General features: G+C 62.5%; 15 protein-coding genes. 3 read left to right on the top strand and 12 right to left on the bottom strand.

Translation table 11 applies throughout. From position 1 onward, the window contains the following. Positions 1–181 precede the first annotated feature (181 nt). On the top strand, positions 182–1,039 hold the full coding sequence (locus tag I41_RS01095; protein ID WP_168206597.1) for a carboxylesterase family protein: 858 nt from the start codon (positions 182–184) through the stop codon (positions 1,037–1,039). Here I41_RS01095 and I41_RS01090 read toward each other — a convergent pair. From I41_RS01090 to I41_RS27870, 9 genes are all read right to left on the bottom strand, one after another. After that, positions 975–2,729, bottom strand: a complete 1,755-nt coding sequence (locus tag I41_RS01090) for a sodium/solute symporter (RefSeq protein ID WP_145430145.1) — start codon at positions 2,727–2,729, stop codon at positions 975–977. The genes I41_RS01095 and I41_RS01090 overlap by 65 nt on opposite strands. Continuing rightward, positions 2,726–3,040, bottom strand: coding sequence for a DUF485 domain-containing protein (locus I41_RS01085; protein WP_145430143.1), 315 nt, complete (start codon positions 3,038–3,040; stop codon positions 2,726–2,728). The genes I41_RS01090 and I41_RS01085 overlap by 4 nt, the downstream gene beginning before the upstream one ends. A 382-nt stretch (positions 3,041–3,422) precedes the next feature. Further along, positions 3,423–3,878 carry a peroxiredoxin gene (locus I41_RS01080; protein ID WP_145430141.1) on the bottom strand — a complete coding sequence of 152 codons (456 nt, stop codon included), beginning with the start codon at positions 3,876–3,878 and terminating at the stop codon, positions 3,423–3,425. Between the two features lie 264 nt (positions 3,879–4,142). After that, positions 4,143–4,364, bottom strand: coding sequence for a hypothetical protein (locus I41_RS01070; protein WP_145430137.1), 222 nt, complete (start codon positions 4,362–4,364; stop codon positions 4,143–4,145). A 142-nt stretch (positions 4,365–4,506) separates the two neighbouring features. Beyond that, the gene (locus tag I41_RS01065; protein ID WP_145430135.1) at positions 4,507–6,084 is read right to left on the bottom strand and encodes a glutamate synthase subunit beta; all 1,578 of its coding nucleotides are present in this window, start codon (positions 6,082–6,084) and stop codon (positions 4,507–4,509) included. A gap of 71 nt (positions 6,085–6,155) precedes the next feature. Then, a complete protein-coding gene (locus I41_RS01060) occupies positions 6,156–6,539 on the bottom strand; it encodes a GxxExxY protein (RefSeq protein WP_145430133.1) in 384 nt (127 codons plus the stop codon). Between the two features lie 105 nt (positions 6,540–6,644). After that, entirely contained in the window at positions 6,645–11,321 is a 4,677-nt protein-coding gene (locus I41_RS01055; RefSeq protein ID WP_145430131.1) for a glutamate synthase-related protein, read from the bottom strand. A gap of 195 nt (positions 11,322–11,516) precedes the next feature. Further along, entirely contained in the window at positions 11,517–12,455 is a 939-nt protein-coding gene (locus tag I41_RS01050; RefSeq protein WP_145430129.1) for a LysR family transcriptional regulator, read from the bottom strand. A 474-nt stretch (positions 12,456–12,929) separates the two neighbouring features. After that, a complete protein-coding gene (locus I41_RS27870) occupies positions 12,930–14,219 on the bottom strand; it encodes a peptidylprolyl isomerase (protein ID WP_246133771.1) in 1,290 nt (429 codons plus the stop codon). A gap of 305 nt (positions 14,220–14,524) precedes the next feature. On the opposite strand from I41_RS27870, the gene I41_RS01040 reads away from it, so the two are divergent. Together I41_RS01040 and I41_RS01035 are read left to right on the top strand one after the other, a co-directional pair. After that, positions 14,525–15,256, top strand: a complete 732-nt coding sequence (locus tag I41_RS01040; RefSeq protein ID WP_145430127.1) for an RsmD family RNA methyltransferase — start codon at positions 14,525–14,527, stop codon at positions 15,254–15,256. Positions 15,257–15,490: 234 nt separating this feature from the next. Beyond that, a complete protein-coding gene (locus I41_RS01035) occupies positions 15,491–16,411 on the top strand; it encodes an alpha/beta hydrolase (RefSeq protein ID WP_145430125.1) in 921 nt (306 codons plus the stop codon). Between the two features lie 133 nt (positions 16,412–16,544). Here I41_RS01035 and I41_RS28415 read toward each other — a convergent pair whose 3' ends face one another. From I41_RS28415 to I41_RS01020, 3 genes are all read right to left on the bottom strand, one after another. After that, a complete protein-coding gene (locus tag I41_RS28415) occupies positions 16,545–16,712 on the bottom strand; it encodes a type II toxin-antitoxin system RelE/ParE family toxin (protein ID WP_145430123.1) in 168 nt (55 codons plus the stop codon). Beyond that, complete coding sequence (locus tag I41_RS01025) at positions 16,709–16,990, bottom strand: hypothetical protein (protein WP_145430121.1); 282 nt, start codon at positions 16,988–16,990, stop codon at positions 16,709–16,711. The genes I41_RS28415 and I41_RS01025 overlap by 4 nt, the downstream gene beginning before the upstream one ends. 80 nt (positions 16,991–17,070) lie before the next feature. Next, positions 17,071–18,879: an ABC-F family ATP-binding cassette domain-containing protein gene (locus I41_RS01020; RefSeq protein ID WP_145430119.1), complete on the bottom strand. Its 1,809-nt coding sequence runs from the start codon at positions 18,877–18,879 to the stop codon at positions 17,071–17,073. Positions 18,880–18,949: the final 70 nt, after the last annotated feature.

Raw genomic sequence — 18,949 nt, 5'->3', positions numbered from 1 at the left:
GTCGCTTAAGCGACCAGTCCGATGCGGCGTCGACTCGCGAGCTACGACTAAGCCTTGAAATCGCCTAACGCGAGCAGATTTAATTGACTTGCAACGCTGGGTCCCTTACACCTGTAGTCGCTAGTCGATGCTCAACCCATCGACGATAGCCTTACGACTCACGGCATGGGAGCTAGAACGCATGCGACTCTGTTTCGCGATCCTCTGCGGGTTGGTGCTGTGCGCGAGCGGCGCGACGTTCTCGTCCGCGGCGAGCTTGCGTGACTTTATCGACTTCTCCGACCCCTCGCTGCCGGGTCGATTGTATGTGCCGCCGCAAGCGGCGACTGGTCCGCGGCCGTTGATCGTCTTTCTGCACGGCGCCGGCGAGAGCGGCGCCGACAACACGGCGCAGGTGAACGGCAACATCGACAACCTGCTGACCGCAGCGAAGGCGCGGGGCGCTTACCTCTACGCGCCGCAGACCGCGATCGGCTGGAACAGTTCGACGGCAATCGATCGCGTGATGGCGATGGTGGATCGCGCCTCGGCCGAGCAGAACGTCGACGAACTGCGGTTCTACGCCACCGGCCTCTCGATGGGGGGCGGCGGGACTTGGAACCTCATCAATCGACATGGGGACCATTTCGCGGCCGCCGCGCCGATCTGCGCGGTGCTGCCGGCGACGGGTTACTCCGCGGCCAATCTCGCCGAGGTGCCGACGTGGGCGTTCCACGCGAAGGATGACGCGACGGTCTCTTACACGACGACCCGCAGCGTTGTGGCTAACATCCTGGGAACCACCGGCGAAACGCTTCCTGCCTACCCGGTGCGTCCCACCGCCGACTTTGCTTTTCAAAGCTCCACGCTCGACCTACGTCATACCGAATACCGCACTGGGGGTCACGGCATTTGGGGTCGCGTCTACAACACGCCAGCGTTCTACGACTGGATGTTCGCTCACGCGCTCGTCCCCGAACCGAGCGGACTCGCAGTCATGTTCGTGACGGGGCTGGGGATGCTGGGGACCTGCCGCCAGTCAGCAGCGAGACGACGATGAGCGTGAGGAAGCCCAGTGGAATCGTGACGATGCCGGGTTGGCTGAACGGCACGATGGAGTTCTCCTTCGGCAGGCCGTAGACCGCGGCGTAGGTGTCGCCGCTCAGCAGGATCCAGCCGAGCGAGCTGATCATGCCGACCAGGACCGCGACGATGATTCCTTCTTTGGTCGTGCCGCGCCAGAAGAGGAGCATCACGAGCGCGGGGAGATTCGCGCTCGCGGCGACGCTGAAGGCCCAGCCGACGAGGTAGCTGACGTTTAGTTCTTTGAACGCGATCCCCAGGAGAATCGCGACGACGCCGACGACGACGGCGGCCATCTTGGCAATGCGCACCCGCTGATGGTCGGTAAGGTGGACGGTCGTGACGCTTTCGAGCAAGTCGTGCGTCACGGCGCCGGCCGAGGCGAGGATCAGGCCGCTCACCGTGCCGAGGACGGTGGTGAAGGCGATGGCCGAGATGATGGCGAACAGCAGTTCGCTCATGCTGCGGGCTAAGAGCGGGGCGGCCATGTTTGAGTCGGTCACGTCGAGGGCGCCGCTCGTCATGGCGCCGAGGCCCATGTAAAGCGTCAGCACGTAGAAGAAGCCGATGCAGGCAATGCCGACGATGGTGCTCTTGCGCGCGGCGGCTTCGTCTTTCACCGTGTAGTAGCGGATGAGGATATGCGGAAGCGAGGCAGTGCCGCAGAAGAGGGCGAGCATCAGCGAGAGGAAGTTTAGTTTGTCCGAGAATTTCTCGGAGCGGATGCCGGCGAAGGTGGGGCTGGCGCCGGGTTGGAGGATTTGGCTGCCGGGGGTCGGCTTCGGTGAGAAGGTCGAGGTCGTCGAGCCGTCGTCGCCCTTCACTTCAGACTTGCTCCAGAGGACGACTTCGCTCTGCTCGAGCGTGCTGAAGAATTCCAATGGTCCGAGCGGTCCAGTCTTCTCGACGCCGCCCGGCAACTTGCTGATCGAGCCGACTGGTTGCAGTTGGCCTTCGCCGGGGCTATTGCCTTTGGGCAGGCCGTTCACCAGGACCGTCCCGTCGGCTTGCTTGACGATCGTTTGGGCAGCGGGAAGCTGTGGTTCCGCGTGAAATCCTCGCTGCAGAATCATCACCGTCAGCACGGTGCTGAACGCGACGAGCAATCCGCCTTTAATGAACTGGACCCAAGTGGTCGACACCATGCCAGCGGTGACGACGATCACGATGACCACCGCTCCCACCAGGACCACGCCGGCCCAATGCGGTAGGCCGAGCAGGGGTCGCACGAGGACGCCGGCCCCGACCATTTGCGGGATGAGATAGAAGACGCTCACGGCGAGCGTGCTGACGCCGGCGGCAAGCTTGATGCCGGGCGAGTTGAACTTCGCGTTGAGCGCGTCGGCGAACGTGAACTTGCCGAGCCGCTTCATCGGTTCGGCGACGACAAAGAGCGCGACGATCCAGCCGGCGAGGTAGCCGATCGAGTAGAGGAAGCCGTCGTAGCCGTAGAAGGCGATCATGCCGCAGATGCCGAGGAACGACGCGGCGGAGAGGTAGTCGCCGGCGAAGGCGACGCCGTTGACGAACCAGGGGATCTGGCCGTGGGCGGCGAAGTAGCCAGCGGAGTCCTTGGCCTTGCGGCCAAGATAAAAACTGATGCCTAGCGTGACGCCGACCATGGCGAGGAAGATGCCGATGGCGAGGGTCGAAGGTTCGTGGTTCATTGGTGGCCTCCGGTTTGGGTGGAGGCGTTGGCGGAAGAAGCGTCACGCGCGCCGGGGGCGGGACGCCCCGGCTCGCTGTTGGAGTTGTTTGTTCCGACGACTTCGATGCGGCAGAGGTAGCCGTAGAGGAGGGCGAGCAGCAGGGCGGCGGCGATGAGGGCGAAACCGTACCAGATGGCGAGGTTCACGCCGGCCCAGGGGGTGCGGGCCATCGTCGCCGGCGAGAACGCGGCCAGCAGGACGAAGCCGCCGTAGAACGCAAGGTAGACGACGAATAGCCAGATCCCGTAGCGGGAGTTGCGCTTGGACATAGTATCAGCTGCCTGGTCGAGCGAGTTGCGGCTGCCGCCTCTGTCGCTTTTGACGTTTCAGGCGACAGGCGTCGCCTCAAGCGTTTTTGGCGACAGCGTACTTATCTCGTTAAATCACAAAAGGTTAAATGCTGTCGCGACAGGTCGCTGACGGTGCTGGAGGCGACAGCCTGTCGTCGCCCGATTTCTGCAGCCTGCCGTCCTGCCACGACATGGCGCTGCGGTCCGTGCCCGAGTGGTGCGCTACCCCCGGGCGGAGCCCGGGGCTGCCAATGGGTGCAGCGCTGGAGGAGGCCGCCGACGAGCGGACGCTCCGAACATAGAGGAGTCGGCGGCCGAATGCTACGACTATTTTTGGCCGCCTCGCAGGGCGCCAATGCCGCTAGAGCGCGCGCACGGCGTCCATCGCTTCGCGGACGTGGGCGTCGGCGGCGAACTGGGCGCTGAAGACGTGGCGGACGATCCCCTGTCGGTCGATTACGTAGGTGACGCGCCCCGGGATGACGCCAAGCGTTTTGGGGACGCCAAACGCCTTGCGGAGCGAACCATCGGGGTCGCTTGCCAAGAGAAACGGCAGGCGGTTGCGGGCGGCGAAGTCTTCGTGCGACGCATCGGAATCGCTGCTGACGCCGACGACCGTGGCGCCCGCCTCGACGAATTTTTCAAACGAGTCGCGGAAGGCGCAGGCTTCCTTGGTGCAGACGGCGGTGTTGTCCTTCGGGTAGAAGAAGAGGACGACGACGTGCTCCTTCCAGAGATCGGCGAGCGCGATGCGCGTGCCGTCGTGGAGGGGGAGGGTGACGTTCGGGGCGGGTGAGCCGGGGCCGATGGTTGGCATGGAAATAATCAAACGGCTCGCACTTTGACGACTGTTACTAAGCGATCATCTTCTGAGACTCGATAAGCGACGACCAAAGGCAAGATGCAAAGAATTCGATAGTCGATTTCACGCGACTCGCCGACTTCAAGAGGCGACTGACCAAGTTGAGCGTCGATCTCCTTAACCGCGTGTGTGATCTCAGCTCGATCCGTCGAATTCATCCACAGCTCAACGAGACTATCGTCAGCGCTGCGTTTCCAGACGACGGTGTAATTCATCTATTCACTTGCCGCTGAGCGAACCCAATATTTCGACTAGCGAACGGCCGCCTGGCTCATTGAACGAAGCGTCCAGCTCTTCGCGAGTCCAGAAGGGTTCGCCAGGGAGTGAATGCGCGTTGGGAAGAAACACGCCAAGCGACTTGCCCGCTTCATCGAATACGGGAGTAGGCCCAGGAAGTGAGAACTGTTCCTTCATGACATTTGGGATCGTGATTTGGCTCATACCGAAACTCCTCAAAGCGAATTGCCGATTTAGGTCAATTATACATGCCGCGGCGGTTTGAGGGCGAGCTCAAGCAAGGGTTCGGACTGGTCGCTTAAGCGACCAGTCCGGCGGTGCGTGGGGCGTGGCGTTTGTTGGGGGTTTACACGACTTGGGCCGGCATATTGATGCCTGGCGCCGGCAAGTTCGTGAAGCCCATCAGGTATTCGTCGATCGAGCGGGCGGCGCCGCGGCCTTCGTTGATGGCCCAGACGACGAGCGATTGGCCGCGGCGGCAGTCGCCGGCGGCGAAGACGCCGTCGAGGTTCGTGGCGAACTTGCCATGCTCGGCGGCGAAGGTGGTCCAGCCGCGGCGCGGTTCGACGGTGGTCATGCCGAGCATTTCGGGGATCGCTAGCTCGGGGCCGACGAAGCCGGTGGCGAGCAGCACCATGTCGGCGGGCCAAACTTTTTCGCTGCCGGGGACTTCGGTGAATGGGGCTCCGCCGGCAACCGGCTTCGACCAATCGACCTCGACGGTGCGCACGCCGGTGACGTGTCCGTCTTTATCGCCGACGAATTCCTTGGTGAGAATGTTGTAGGCCCGCGGGTCGTGACCGGTGATCGCCTTCACCTCGGCGTGCGAATAGTCGACGCGATAGATGCGGGGCCACTCGGGCCAGGGGTTGTTCGGGGCCCGTTCGGCGGGGTTCGGCGCGAGGAGTTCGAAGTTCACGATGCTCGCGGCGCCGTGGCGGAGAGCGGTGGCAATGCAGTCGGCGCCGGTGTCGCCGCCGCCGATGACGATGACGTGCTTGCCGCGGACAGGAGTGAAGGCCTCGTCGGTGAACTCGGAGTCGAGCAGGCTCTTCGTGTTGCGCGTGAGGACGTCCATGGCGCTATAGATCCCCTTCAAGTCGCGGCCGGGCGCCTTGGCGGTGGGATCGAACGGCCGGGTGGCGCCGGTGCAGAAGAGGACGGCGTCGAAATCGTCGATCAGCTGCTGCGGTTCGATGAACTTCACTTCGCAGCCGCGCTCTTGCATGATTTGCGTCATGTGGCCCACGGCGAAATCTTCCTCGCGACCGATGTGGGTGCAGGTGACGAACGTGACGCCCTCGTCGCGCAGGAGTTGGACGCGGCGCTCGACGACGCCCTTGTCGAGCTTCATGTTGGGGATGCCGTACATCAGCAAGCCGCCGATGCGATCGGCCCGCTCGTAGACGGTGACCGTGTGGCCCGCCTTGTTGAGCTGCGCGGCGGCGGAGAGACCGGCGGGTCCGCTGCCGACGACGGCGACCGTCTTGCCGGTGCGATAGGTCGGGACGCTCGGCTCGACCCAGCCCTCTTCCCAGGCGCGGTCGATGATCGCGTTCTCGATGTTCTTGATCGTCACCGGCGGGCTGGTGATGCCGAGGACGCAGGCGCCTTCGCACGGGGCCGGGCAGACGCGACCAGTGAACTCGGGGAAGTTGTTGGTCTTGTGGAGCCGATCGAGCGCATCGCGCCAGCGGCCCTGGTAGACCATGTCGTTCCACTCAGGAATGAGATTATCGATCGGGCAGCCGCTGTTCGACTGACAGAACGGCACGCCGCAGTCCATGCAGCGAGCGCCCTGCGTCATCAGCTGCTCGACGGGAGCTTCGGTGAAGATCTCGAGAAAGTCGCTCGCGCGCTCGACCGGGTCGCGGTAGGGGACGGTCTCGCGAGGGAACTCTTTGAATCCGGTGGGCTTTCCCATAGCAATCTCTTGTCTGACGAAAAACGGGGAGGATCTCACGCAAAGGCGCGAAGGCGCAAAGGGAATACAGGTCAGTCTTCTAAACCGTTGACGACTCTGGAAATTCCGTTGCGAATTAGTTCCTCGTTGAAGTTGATTAATAGTCCTAAGCGTTTGTCTAACAGTCGCAGGTAAGTGAGCAGTTGCTTCTTGTGGACTGGCGTGAGCGTCTCGATTGATTTGATCTCGACGATCACTTTGCCTTCGACCAACAGATCGAGGCGATAACGTTCCTCAAAGCAAATCCCGTCGTAAACAACCTGAACCGGCAGTTGTCGTTCGACCTTCAACCCGCGCTTACGAAGTTCGTAGGCCAGCACGACTTCGTAAACCGACTCTAGTAACCCTGGCCCTAGCGTCTTGTGAATCTGATACGCGGCATCGACGATCTGCTGTGAAATCGGATTCTCATCCATCACACAATTCCCGTCATTTGCTCAGTACCCGCCGATCCTCCGTGACAATGTCTCCGTTACTTATTCTTTCTTTGCGCCTTCGCGCCTTTGCGTGAGATATTTCCTCTAAACGGCCGCCGGGGCCGCATGCTTTTGCTTAGCGGCTTTTTTTTCGAGCAGCACTCGCTTGTAATCCTCGGGCATTACTTTGACGAACTGCGGCAGCGTTTCGTCCCAGCGGTCGAGGATGTCGCCGGCTCTTGGCGAGCCGGTAAGGTTCTGGTGCAGTTCGATCAGTTGCTTCAGCTCCTCGACGTCCTCTTCGGCTTCAACCGGTTCCGGTTCGACCATGCCCATGTTGAGGTTGAGCAGGAATCGTTCGCGGTCGGGCGCCCAGACGTAGGCGACGCCGCCGCTCATGCCGGCGGCGAAGTTGCGGCCGGTGGTGCCGAGGACGACCACGCGGCCGCCGGTCATGTACTCGCAGCCATGGTCGCCGACGCCTTCGATCACCGCCGAGGCGCCGCTGTTGCGGACGGCGAACCGCTCGGCCGCACGGCCGCGCAGGAAGGCCTGGCCGCTGGTGGCGCCGTAGAGGCAAACGTTGCCGACGAGGATGTTCTCTTCGGCGACGAACGTGGCGTTTGACGGCGGGTAGATCACCACCTGGCCGCCCGAGAGGCCTTTGCCGACGTAGTCGTTGGCGTCCCCTTCAAGCTCAAGCGTCACGCCCTTCGCGAGGAAGGCGCCGAAGCTTTGGCCGGCGGAGCCGGTGAACTTGAAGTGGATCGTCCCCTCGGGCAACAGGTCTGTGCCGTACTTCTTCGCGATCTCGTGACTGAGGATCGTGCCGACGGCGCGGTCGGTGTTGACGATGTCGACATCGGCCTTCACCTGCGTGCCGGCGACGAGCGCCGGTTCAGCGAGGCTCAGGAGCTTTCGCATGTCGAGCGATTGGTCGAGGCCGTGATCTTGCTTCTGCGTGCAGTAGGTGCCGGCTTCGGGGTAAGGTTTCTTCGCCGGCATGAGCAGATTGGTGAGGTCGAGTCCGTCCGCCTTCCAGTGCCGGATGGCGGCGTCGGTTTCGAGGCAATCAACGCGGCCAACCATCTCGTCGATCGTGCGGAAGCCGAGGCTCGCCATGATCTGGCGGGCGTCCTCGGCGACCATGAACAGGTAGTTCACGACGTACTCGGGCTTACCCGAAAACTTCTTGCGAAGTTCCGGATCTTGCGTCGCGACGCCGACGGGGCAGGTGTTGAGGTGACACTTCCGCATCATGATGCAGCCAAGCGTGATCAGCGGCGCCGTGGCGAAGCCGAACTCCTCGGCGCCGAGCATCGCGGCGATCACCACGTCGCGGCCGGTCTTCAGGCCGCCGTCGGTCTGGACGATGACGCGGCTGCGAAGGTCGTTCATCACCAGCGTCTGGTGCGTTTCGGCGAGGCCGAGTTCCCACGGCAGGCCGGCGTGCTTGATGCTCGTGAGCGGCGAAGCGCCGGTGCCGCCGCCGTCGCCGGCGATCAGGATGTGATCGGCATAACCCTTGGCGACGCCCGAGGCGATCGTGCCGACGCCGACTTCGGAGACGAGCTTCACGCTGACGCGCGCCGCAGGATTGGCGTTCTTCAGATCGTGGATCAGCTGCTTGAGGTCTTCGATCGAGTAGATGTCGTGATGCGGCGGCGGGCTGATGAGGCCCACGCCCGGCGTGCTGTAACGAATCCGCGCGATCGTGTCGTCGACCTTACGACCGGGGAGTTCGCCGCCTTCGCCCGGCTTGGCGCCTTGCGAGATCTTGATCTGCAGTTCGTCGGCGTTGGTGAGGTAGTTGATCGTCACGCCGAACCGGCCTGACGCCACCTGCTTGATCGCCGATCGCTTCGAATCGCCGTTGGGCAGCGGCGTGAAGCGAGCTGGGTCTTCGCCACCCTCGCCGGTGTTGCTCTTGCCGCCCATGCGGTTCATGGCGATGGCAAGCGATTCGTGGGCTTCGGCCGAGATTGAGCCGAACGACATGGCGCCGGTGCAGAAGCGTTTGACGATTTCCTTCGCCGACTGAACTTCGTCGAGGGGAATCGACTTCTGGACGCCTTCCTTGAACTTCAACAGGCCGCGCAACTGGCAACGAGTGCGCGAGTCGTTGTTGATGTGGTCGGCGAACCGCTGGTAGGCGTCGGGGCTGTTGTTCCGCGCGGCGACCTGGATGTCGGCGATCGACTGCGGATCCCACATATGGCGTTCGCCTTCGGCGCGCCAGTGGAACTCGCCCGGGTTGGGGAGCATCGGCATCTTGCCGGCGGGAGTCCGCGGGTAACCGAGGGCGTGACGCCGGAGCGCCTCTTCGGCGAGGACTTCGAAGTTGACGCCCTGAATGCGGCTGGCGGTGCCGGCGAAGCAGCGGTCGATCACTTCGTCGCGAAGGCCGATCGCCTCGAAGATTTGGGCTCCCTTGTAGCTTTGGAGGGTCGAAATGCCGATCTTGGCCATCACCTTGAGCATGCCCTTGGCGACGCCGGTGCGGTACTTCTTCACGAGCTCGTGATCGGCGGCGGTAACGGGATCGTGCGCTTCGCCGTCGGAGCCAGCTTCAATCGCGGGATGCTCGTCGCCTTCGCCCGATTCTTCGCTCTTGATGCCGACGTCGCCCGAGTCGAGCAGCCCCTCGCGGCGGGCTTGCCAGAGCGACTCGAACGCCAGGTAGGGGTTGATCGCATCGGCGCCGTAGCCGACGAGGAGGCAGTGGTGATGGACCTCGCGGGCCTCGCCCGTCTCGACGCAGATGCCGACGCGAGTGCGCTTCTCTTTGCGAACGAGGTGATGGTGAACGGCGCCGGTAGCCAGCAGCGAGCTGAGCGGCACGCGATCGGCGCTGATCTTGCGATCGGTCAGCACGACGAGGGTGTAGCCTTCGTCGACGGCGGCTTCGGCCTCTTGGCAGACGCGTTCGAGCGCCGTCACCATGCCGGCGGTCCCCTCCTCGCGCGGCCAGGTGACGTCGATCTTCTTCGAGCGCCAGCCGCGGCGGTTGATCCGCTTCAGCGCGGCCATCTGTTCGTTCGAGAGAATCGGGTGGGGCATCCGCAGGCGGTGGGCGTGCTTCGGCGTCGTTTCGAGCAAGTTTTGCTCGGGGCCGATGTAGCACTCCAGCGACATGATCACTTCTTCGCGGATCGAATCGATCGACGGGTTGGTGACCTGCGCGAAGAGCTGGCGGAAGTAGTCGTAGAGCATCCGCGGCTTGTCGCTAAGACAAGCGAGGCAGGAGTCGTTGCCCATCGAGCCGATCGGATCCTTTTGATCCTTAATCAGCGGGAGGAGCATGAAGTTCATCGTCTCGGCGGTGAAGCCGAAGGCCTGCATCCGCTCGAGCAGCGTCTTGCGATTGAAGCCGTGGGGGCGCTCTTCAGGGTGGAGCTCATTGAGGTCGATGCGCTCCTTCTTCAGCCACTCGCCGTACGGGCGCTTGCCGGCGTACTGGTGCTTCAGATCCTCGTCGCGGATCAGCTTGCCTTCCTCGAAATCGATGAGGAACATGCGGCCCGGCTGCAGACGACCCTTGGCCTTCACGTTTTCCGGTTGAATGGAACGGAGGACGCCGACTTCGCTCGCCATGATGACGCGGTCATCGTGGGTGAGGTAATAGCGAGAGGGGCGCAGGCCGTTGCGATCGAGCGTGGCGCCGATGTATTTGCCGTCGGTAAAGGCGATCGACGCCGGGCCGTCCCACGGCTCCATCAAGCAGCTGTTGTACTCGTAGAACGCGCGTTTTTCCTCGGGCATCGTGTCGTGATTTTGCCAGGCCTCGGGGACCATCATCATGACGGCCTCGGGGATCGAGCGGCCGCTCATGAGGAGGAACTCGAGGACGTTGTCGAACGTGCCGGAGTCGCTGCAGTCGGGTTCGACGATGGGGAAGAGCTTCTTGAGGTCGTCGCCGAAGAGCTCGCTCTTCACGACGCCCTGGCGGGCGAACATCCAGTTGCTGTTGCCGCGGAGGGTGTTGATTTCGCCGTTGTGGCTCATGAAACGGCAAGGCTGAGCGCGATCCCACGAGGGGAAGGTGTTCGTCGCGAACCGCGAGTGGACCATCGCCAAATGGCTGGTGTAGTCCTCGTCGGCGAGGTCGGGGAAGTAATGGAACAACTGGTCGGTCGTGAACATCCCCTTGTAGATGAGGACTTTCGTCGAAAGCGAACAGATGTAGAAGAGCTTGGCCTGCTTGAGCGTTTTGTCGGCGCGCAGCAGGTTGCTGGCGCGCTTGCGGATCATGTAGAGCTGCCGCTCAAAGGCTTCGCCCTCAATCCCGTCGGCGGCGGCGATGACGAGTTGCTCGATCGCCGGCTCTGATGCGCGGGCCGTCGGGCCGAGGTCGGCGGCGGCGACGTCGGTGGGGACCTTGCGCCAGCCGATAAGGCGTTGGCCCTGCTCGGCGACGATCTTTTCGACCGCCTTCTTGCAGAAGGCGCGCTCCGCTTCGATCTGCGGCAGGAAAACGTTGCCCGCGGCGAAACGGCCCGCGGCTGGGAGTTCGACGCCGAGGTCGGCCTTCACGACCTTCGCGAGGAAGTCGTGGGGAAGGGCCGTGAGAATGCCGGCGCCGTCGCCCGTGTTCGCCTCGCAACCGCAAGCGCCGCGGTGGTCCATGTTGCGCAGCACCTCGATCGCATCGACGACGATCTGGTGGCTTCGTTCGCCCTTGATGTGCGCGACAAAGCCGACGCCGCACGAGTCATGCTCGAACGCCGGGTCGTAGAGACCGTGCTTCTCGGGGAGGTGAACAAGCGGGAGTTGGTTTTCCATAGCAACACTTTCCAACGCGTAGGCCTCGATCATTCGTGATCGCGGCGGGTTCTTGTCACTCGCAGAGGCGCAGAGGCGCAGAGAAAGCGCGCTGAGCACAGCCTACGAGTTGGTTTTTACCTATCTTCTTATGTCTGGGATTCCCTGCGTCTCCGCGCCCCTGCGAGAGACTTCTAATTTTGATTGATCATTAATTCAGGCCGGGGCTTCGTCCAATTGGAACGCGCTCGCCGGGACGAGGTCGGCTGAAAACTCGGCGTCGGCCTTCAGCAAACCGACGAACTGTTTCGCCAGTTCGCTCAACGGGCGGTCGCGGCGGTGGATGATTCCCAGCGGGCGGAACATGCCGTCGCCGCCGATGGCGACCTTGGCGAGCGAACCCATTTCGATCTCGCGGCGAACGCTCGGCTCCGGCAAGATGCCGATGCCGGCGTCGATCTCGATCGCCCGCTTGATCGTTTCGATGTTGTCGAACTCGAGCGTGACGTTCACCTCGGCGTGGTTGAGCGCGAGCTCGCGATCGATCGCCGTCCGCGGGGCGAGCCCCTTTTCGAACGCGACGAACGACTCGCCCGAAACGGCACGCAGCACAACCGACGACTCCCGCGCCAACCGGTGGCCCGGGTGGCAGACGATCACCATCGGCTCGCTCCGCCACGGGATCGCGGCGAGCGTTTCGCTCTCCTTTGGGTAACTGACAATGCCGAGGTCGGCGTCGTCGTTCTCGACTTCTTCAATGACGCGATGCGGATGCAGGTACTCCAGCCGCACGGACGCTCGCGGATGCTCCTTGCTGAACCGCTGCATGAAGGCGCTCATGTGGTGGAGTCCGACCGAGTAGATCGAAGCCACGACCAACCGGCGAGCCTCGGCGTCGTGAAGCGTGCGGACCTCGACTTCCAACTCTTCGTACTGCTTCACCAGCTGCCGGCAGCCGTCGTAGTAACGGCGGCCCTCTTCGGTCAACTCGAAGGGACGCTTCGAACGGTCGAGGAGCTGAACGCCGAGGCGTTCCTCGAGGGCCTGAACCATATGGCTCACGTTCGATTGCGAAATATCGTTGTCGTCGGCCGCGCGGGAGAAACTCCGCCGGTCGACCACGTCGCAGAAGATCTTGAGTGAGCGGATATGCATGGCGTCGTTCAGTGCGGCAAAGCGTCGGTCTAGCGCAAGTCGCGGACCAACTTGCGCGAAGCTGATTTTTTCGTGCGCGATTCGGGAAAAAGTTGCCGCCAAAGCTGACAACTCAGACCGTTTGGAGCCAATCGCTCCCCAGCCCCCCGGCCAGGAAGTTCGCGGTTTTTGAGCTGGCAATGAGCGGCTGATGGCACTTAGGCAAAACGTGCCGTCGATCCATGGCCGCCGCCGATGGGTCTTCGACAGCTTGAATCATCAAACGCGATACAGGCCATTGCCAGAATCAAAAAACGCGATAGTAGAATAAGCGTGCTGGCGCGGTCCGTCAAGTCGGGGGGGAAATGCCGGGGAAACGGCTATTTGGGGCGGTCCAAAACGGGAAAAAACGGGCCGAGCCATGATGGCCCGGCCCGTTGGATAGCGATTCCGACTGCAAACCGGACCGAATGACTTCGGCCGCCGAAGTCCGGCCTATTTCCCCGGCAACTTGTCGAACTTGTAAGCGTGCCCCCGGTCGCGGAGGACTTCAGCCTTCACGATCTTGTCAGGGCTGCGGACCGGCTCGCCGCGTTTGATCGACGAGGCGTTTTCCATCCCCTCGACCACGCGGCCGAAGACGGTGTGCTTGCCGTCGAGGAACGAGGTCGGCACGTAGGTGAGGAAGAACTGCGAGCCGCCGGTGTCGCGGCCGGCATGGGCCATGCTCAGGCTGCCGCGGAAGTGATGGCGATAGTCGGGCTTGTAGCATTCGCATTTGATGCTGTAGCCGGGACCGCCGCTGCCGTTGCCGTCGGGATCGCCCCCTTGGGCCATGAACGCGGGAATGACGCGGTGGAAGGTGAGGCCGTCATAGAAGCCGTCTTTCACCAGGGTGAGGAAGTTGGCCACCGCCTGCGGAGCTTCGTTCTCGAAGAGTTCGATCACGACATCGCCTTTGGTGGTCGTGAGCTTCACGCGGGGGTTATCGTCGGCCTTGGCTTCGGCGGCGCGGATGGCCGACTCCTTCTCCCACGCCTTCTTCATCGTCGCGAGATTGCCTTGGGCCTGCAGCGCCGCCTGAACGAGAGTCGGCGAGAGTTGGCCGACCTCGCCCCCCGCCTTCGACGATTCAGCAAAGTACTTTTCAGCGAGCGCGAAATCGTTCGTGTTGAATGCGGCCAATCCGCCCCAATAGTAAAGCTGCGGATACTTCGCCCCGGCGCCGGCGTCGATGAGGCCTGAAATCAGCTTCAGCGCCTTTTCGTATTGGTCGCCGCCGTCGCCGTTCGGGCCGCCGTTCAGTTGGAACTGAGCGATCACCACCAGCGTATTGTTGACGTCCGGATAGGCTTCGGGATCGGCCTGATAAACGGCCAGCCCCGCTTCGGAGAGCTTGTCGATGAGCCCATCGGCCTCGCGATAGAGATCGGCCACCTGCTTGTCGAGCGCGGTTCGCTCGGCGCCCTTGGCGGCCTGTCGCTTTTCTTGAATCGACGGTATCTGGGAGGTAACGTCCTGCCACTGCTTGAGGACGACGTCGAACGCCTCACGCGCCTTCACGGCGTCGCCCGAGGGGGCCGGCGTTTCTGGCTTCGCTTCCTCAGCCTCGTCGGCCGGAGCTTCCTCCTCCGTGGTGACCGTTACCGTCCCTTGCGGCGCCGCGATATCGGCGGGCGCCTCGGCAGCGGGCGGATCGGCGGCCGGGGCGCTCTCCTGAGCGGCGACTACCTGGGCATGAAAGAACAGACCAAGGGCCAGCAACGAAAGAACAATCCTTGACATCGGGCAAAACCCCAAGCTCTAGTTGCGGTGGTAAAGTAGCGGAAACAGCAGAACAGAATAGCAAATCGACCGATTCGACGGCAGGCGCCGACATTTAGGGGCCATTGCACCACAACGCCACAACGGCCACGACGAAAGGCCTGTTGTCGCTACGCCTTCTCGCCTCCAATGGTTCGAGCATTGCCAGATTCCGCGGGTATGCGATTTTTTGACCGACTCGGCGGACGCAGCGAAAGCCACGCCTTTAACCTCCGTTGTTCCCACGTCGCGCACGATGTGCCGTCGTGGTGAAATGAAAATGATTAATGGGCAAACCAAAGCCAAAACGCCGCGTCGCCGATGAGCTAACTTCAGCGATTGAACTGAAGATTATCGGCGGCAAGCACCGCGGGCGGAAGTTGACGTACGAACCGTTCCGCCGCGGCGAGGACCCGGTCACCCGGCCGATGAAGCATCGCGTGCGGGAGTCGATCTTCAACCTCGTCGGCGTTGGCTCTGAAGGGCGCCACGCGATCGATCTCTTCGCCGGCACGGGGGCCTTGGGGCTCGAGGCGCTCAGCCGCGGTTCGGTGCACGCCACGTTTATCGAGCGGCACGTTCCGACGGCGCACATCATTGAACAGAACATCAAGGGACTCGGCGTCGAGGGGCAATCAACGCTGCTCATGACAAGCGCCTTTCTATGGGGCAAACGGAATCTCACGGCCGGCGACGGCCAGTGGTGGCGAGCGGACGGACAATCCGCTGCCGATGCACCGACGACTTCGTTTGGCACGCCGCCGGCCCCGGGGGCCGCGCCGTGGCTGGTCTTCTGCAGCCCGCCGTACGATTTCTTCGTCAGCCGGAAAGAGGAAACTATTGGTCTGATATCCGCTATCATGGAGCATTGCCCCCCGGACAGTATCGTGGTCACGGAGAGCGACGAACGCTTCGACGCGACGCTGTTGCCGACCGGCGAGCAGTACCACGGCGTGAAGGAGTGGGACGTGCGGAGATACTCTCCGGCGGTGGTGGGCATTTGGCAGAAGCAGGGGTGAGTTCCGTGCCCAACCGGCAACGCTTAGCAGTCCCGGCTCCGAAGCTTAGTTAACAGCCCTCATGCTTGAAATACGATTTCACCACAGAGACACAGAGAGCACGGAGAAAATAGTCTCTTCTTCAGCTTCGTCTTCTCTGTGGCCTCTGTGCCTCCGTGGTTGGTGCATTTCGTGATAGCAATTAAATAAGCTCGGAACCGGGGGCTGCAGACAATTCTTTTCAAGGAACCAACGATGAACCTTTCTCATCTCTTCGTCGCGATTGCCATCCTTGCACTCCCCCTCGTCGCGTTCGCTGCGGAGGCGCCGCAGGAAGAGCTTCTTTGGCCTACCGATCATGCGGCGAACCAGGGCGATGAGCCGCGGACGGTCGACTCGGCGGAATGGACGGAGCGCGTTACCAAGTCGCCGACGCTCACCACCTTTCTTCCGGCGACGGACAAGCGGAACGGCGCCGCGATCGTGATCTGCCCCGGCGGCGGGTACTCGGGCCTGGCGATGGAGAAAGAAGGTCGCGAAGTGGCGGAGTGGTGCCGCCAGCACGGCATCGTCGGCGTGGTGCTGCGTTATCGCTGCGGCGGCGGGAAGAACCTGCAGCCGGTGCCGCTGGATGACGTGCAGCGAGCGATCCGCACGGTGCGGGCCCACGCGAAGGAACTCGGCGTCGATCCGACGAAGATCGGCGTCCTGGGCTTCTCCGCCGGCGGGCATTTGGCATCCACCGCGGCGACGATGTTCGCTGATGGCGATCCGCAAGCGGCCGATCCGATCGATCAACAAAGCAGTCGGCCCGACTTCGCGGTGCTGGTCTACCCCGTGATCACGTTCGTTGGCGACGCGGCCCATCGCGGCTCGCGCAACAACTTGCTCGGTCCCGATTCAAGCGAGGATCTCGCCGCGGAGTGGTCGACCGATCGACGCATTACCGACAAGACGCCGCCAACGTTCCTCGTTCACGCCAACGACGACAGCGGGGTGCTGCCGAAGAACAGCATTCTGTTCTACGAAGGCCTGTTAGCCAATAAAGTGCCGGCCGAGATGCACATCTACGAAGTCGGCGGGCACGGCTTCGGCATGTTCCGCGACAAGCGGCCGGCGGATCTTTGGGCGAATGAGCTCGAGGCTTGGTTGAAGAGTCGGGCAATCATCGACTAATCCGATGAATGCTTCCGAAACTCAGCAAAAACGTCACGGGCGCCGTGGATAACGCGGACAATCTGGACCCGATCGGCAGCCGGTCGATGCAGCACAACGTAGTTGCCGACGATCGACTGCCGCATGCCCTCTGCTAGGTCGGCACGAGCCTCGCCGTTAACGGATTCTCAGTTAACAATTCGAAGTGACGCCTCAACCGTTCCACAAACCGGTCGGCCGCAGAGGGGCGATCCTTGGCGATATACAACCATGCGGAGTCAATGTCCGCCTGCGCCAACTGAGTAAGCCGATAACTCTTCATTCGAAGCGGGAACCAGCGGCCAGCCGTTCCCGCCCACGTCGCTTCACGTCCTCGAAAAACTCTCGGAGTTCTTCTTCGCCATCGATATCGACGTAGTCGCCCGTCTCAAGTTGCGCCATGCCAGCCGCAACCTTCGCCTTAAGTTCTTCGCGCCGGCGATCTACCTCGCAATAGAGCGCCGCGGCTTCGATGGCAAATTCATCCGCTGACCGAACGACGCCGGCGGCGATTTTCTGCTGAACGAATGCTTGGATTTCGGGCGGATAAGAGTCGAGCATGGGACGTACTCTCCTGAGCGATTGCTGGAATTATACCCAGTGAACGCCGGTGATCTCAACCTTTTTCGAAACTCAACCGCCTACCCCAAATCCCCCGAAATCTGCAGCCACTCATGCTCCAGTTCGGCGATCTCCGCGGCCGTCGCCGCTAGTTGATCTTGAACTCGCTTCGACTCCTTGCCGTCGGTGATCGTCATCAGGCTCGCGGTCAGTTGCTTCTTTTCGTCGTCGAGCTTGGCGATCTTGCGCTCGACCGCCTTCAGTCTTTTTTCGAGTTCTCGCTCCTCTTTTCCGGACAGGACTTTGCGCGTCGCGGCGGGTTCACCGGCCGGGGAACCGGCCTCGCCGGCATGCTTGGCCGAAGCGCCGGCGTTGTAGGCGGCGTGTTCGGCCCGGAGGCCCGCTTCTAGTTCCTTGTGAACGCGGTAGACGTAATCTTCGAAGCTGCCGGGGTAGCTGGCGACTTTGCCGCTGCCGACCTCGATGACGGTGTTCGCCACGCGCTGCATAAAGTGGCGATCGTGGCTCGTGAAAATGACCGTGCCGGGATAGCGGCAGAGGGCGTCGGCGAGCGCCTCGACCGTTTCGACGTCGAGATGGTTCCCCGGTTCGTCGAGCACCAGCACGTTGTGTTGTTCGAGCAACAGCCCTGCCAGCACCAAACGGGCTCGCTCGCCGCCGCTCAGCACCTTGATCTTTTTCTGGATGAGCTCGCCGCGGAAGAGGAAGCTGCCGGCGACGTCCTTGATCTGCTGCATGTTCGTACCGTGCGCGGCTTGCCGATGGAGATAGTCCTCGACCGTGTCGTTCTGCGGCAGCGTCGTGTAAACGTGCTGGGCATAGACCCCCATCTGGCAGCCATAGCCCCACTTCATCGACCCCGCCTTCGGCTCAAGCGAGCCGCAGATCGTCCGCAGGAACGTCGTTTTCCCCTGGCCGTTATCGCCGACGATGCCGACGCGCTGGCCATGCTCGATTTCGAGCTGCACTTCGCTGGCGACGTCGCGTTCGGGATAGCCGATCGCCATCCGCTCGGTCCGTAGCGCCGTTCCTTGCCGTGGAGCTACCTGCGGGAAGCTGAAGCGGACGGTCGCCTCTTCGCCGACGACTTCGACCAGCGTGAGCTTCTCGAGCTGCTTGGCCTTGCTGCGGGCCTGACTAGCCGTCGCGGCGTTGGCGCGGTTCTTGGCGATGAACGTTTCGAGCTGCTTCCGCTTCGTCATCGTCGTCGCGTTGACCCGGCGATCATGCTCCCGGCGTTCATCAATATTGGCCAAGAACGAATCCACGTCGCCGGGATAGAGCTCCAGGTGGCCGCGAGACAATTCCAACGTGTGCGTGCAGGTCCGCTTCAGGAACGAGCGATCGTGCGAGACGACGAGGATGCCGCCCTTGAACCCGCGGAGGAATTCCTCAAGCAGCATCTGCGTGCGCAAGTCGAGGAAGTTCGTCGGCTCGTCGAGGATCAGCAGATTTGGATCGTGGAGCAGCAGGGCGGCAAGCTTGACGCGGGTTTGCCAACCGCCCGAGAGCGATCGGACCGGTTGATGGAGCATCACATCGGGCAGCTGGAACTGCCAGGCGATTTCGCCGCAGCGCCAGTCGGGCTGCTCGCTGTCGCGCATCAGGAAGTCGAGCACCGTCTCGCCGTCGAGGAACGGATCGTGCTGCCGCAGATAGCCGAGCCGCAGCTTCTTGCTCCGCACGACTTCGCCAGCGTCGAGTTCCTCGTCACCCAGCAAGATTCGGCAGAGCGTACTCTTGCCGGCGCCGTTGCGGCCAATCAAGCCGATCTTCTGATCATCGGGAAGCGCACAGGTGGCGCCATCGAGAAGTTCTTGATCACCGTAACGCTTGTAAGCGTCCTGAAGTTGCAACACGACGGGCATGGAAGGGCGAGAGCCGGAGGTCAGGGGTGGGAGGAAAGCAGTAGCCGCGGGTCAACGACCCGCCGGAGCG

Source organism: Lacipirellula limnantheis (assembly GCF_007746075.1).
Lineage (GTDB): Bacteria > Planctomycetota > Planctomycetia > Pirellulales > Lacipirellulaceae > Lacipirellula > Lacipirellula limnantheis.
Note: the sequence above shows the minus strand (reverse complement) of the source record. Positions and strands in the feature narration are given on the sequence as shown.

Excerpts from the sequence above, each read along its gene's own strand:
- I41_RS01095 (WP_168206597.1), top strand. The coding sequence starts at position 182 with ATGCGACTCTGTTTCGCGATCCTCTGCGGGTTGGTGCTGTGCGCGAGC.
- I41_RS01090 (WP_145430145.1), bottom strand. The coding sequence starts at position 2,729 with ATGAACCACGAACCTTCGACCCTCGCCATCGGCATCTTCCTCGCCATG.
- I41_RS01085 (WP_145430143.1), bottom strand. The coding sequence starts at position 3,040 with ATGTCCAAGCGCAACTCCCGCTACGGGATCTGGCTATTCGTCGTCTAC.
- I41_RS01080 (WP_145430141.1), bottom strand. The coding sequence starts at position 3,878 with ATGCCAACCATCGGCCCCGGCTCACCCGCCCCGAACGTCACCCTCCCC.
- I41_RS01070 (WP_145430137.1), bottom strand. The coding sequence starts at position 4,364 with ATGAGCCAAATCACGATCCCAAATGTCATGAAGGAACAGTTCTCACTT.
- I41_RS01065 (WP_145430135.1), bottom strand. The coding sequence starts at position 6,084 with ATGGGAAAGCCCACCGGATTCAAAGAGTTCCCTCGCGAGACCGTCCCC.
- I41_RS01060 (WP_145430133.1), bottom strand. The coding sequence starts at position 6,539 with ATGGATGAGAATCCGATTTCACAGCAGATCGTCGATGCCGCGTATCAG.
- I41_RS01055 (WP_145430131.1), bottom strand. The coding sequence starts at position 11,321 with ATGGAAAACCAACTCCCGCTTGTTCACCTCCCCGAGAAGCACGGTCTC.
- I41_RS01050 (WP_145430129.1), bottom strand. The coding sequence starts at position 12,455 with ATGCATATCCGCTCACTCAAGATCTTCTGCGACGTGGTCGACCGGCGG.
- I41_RS27870 (WP_246133771.1), bottom strand. The coding sequence starts at position 14,219 with ATGTCAAGGATTGTTCTTTCGTTGCTGGCCCTTGGTCTGTTCTTTCAT.
- I41_RS01040 (WP_145430127.1), top strand. The coding sequence starts at position 14,525 with ATGGGCAAACCAAAGCCAAAACGCCGCGTCGCCGATGAGCTAACTTCA.
- I41_RS01035 (WP_145430125.1), top strand. The coding sequence starts at position 15,491 with ATGAACCTTTCTCATCTCTTCGTCGCGATTGCCATCCTTGCACTCCCC.
- I41_RS28415 (WP_145430123.1), bottom strand. The coding sequence starts at position 16,712 with ATGAAGAGTTATCGGCTTACTCAGTTGGCGCAGGCGGACATTGACTCC.
- I41_RS01025 (WP_145430121.1), bottom strand. The coding sequence starts at position 16,990 with ATGCTCGACTCTTATCCGCCCGAAATCCAAGCATTCGTTCAGCAGAAA.
- I41_RS01020 (WP_145430119.1), bottom strand. The coding sequence starts at position 18,879 with ATGCCCGTCGTGTTGCAACTTCAGGACGCTTACAAGCGTTACGGTGAT.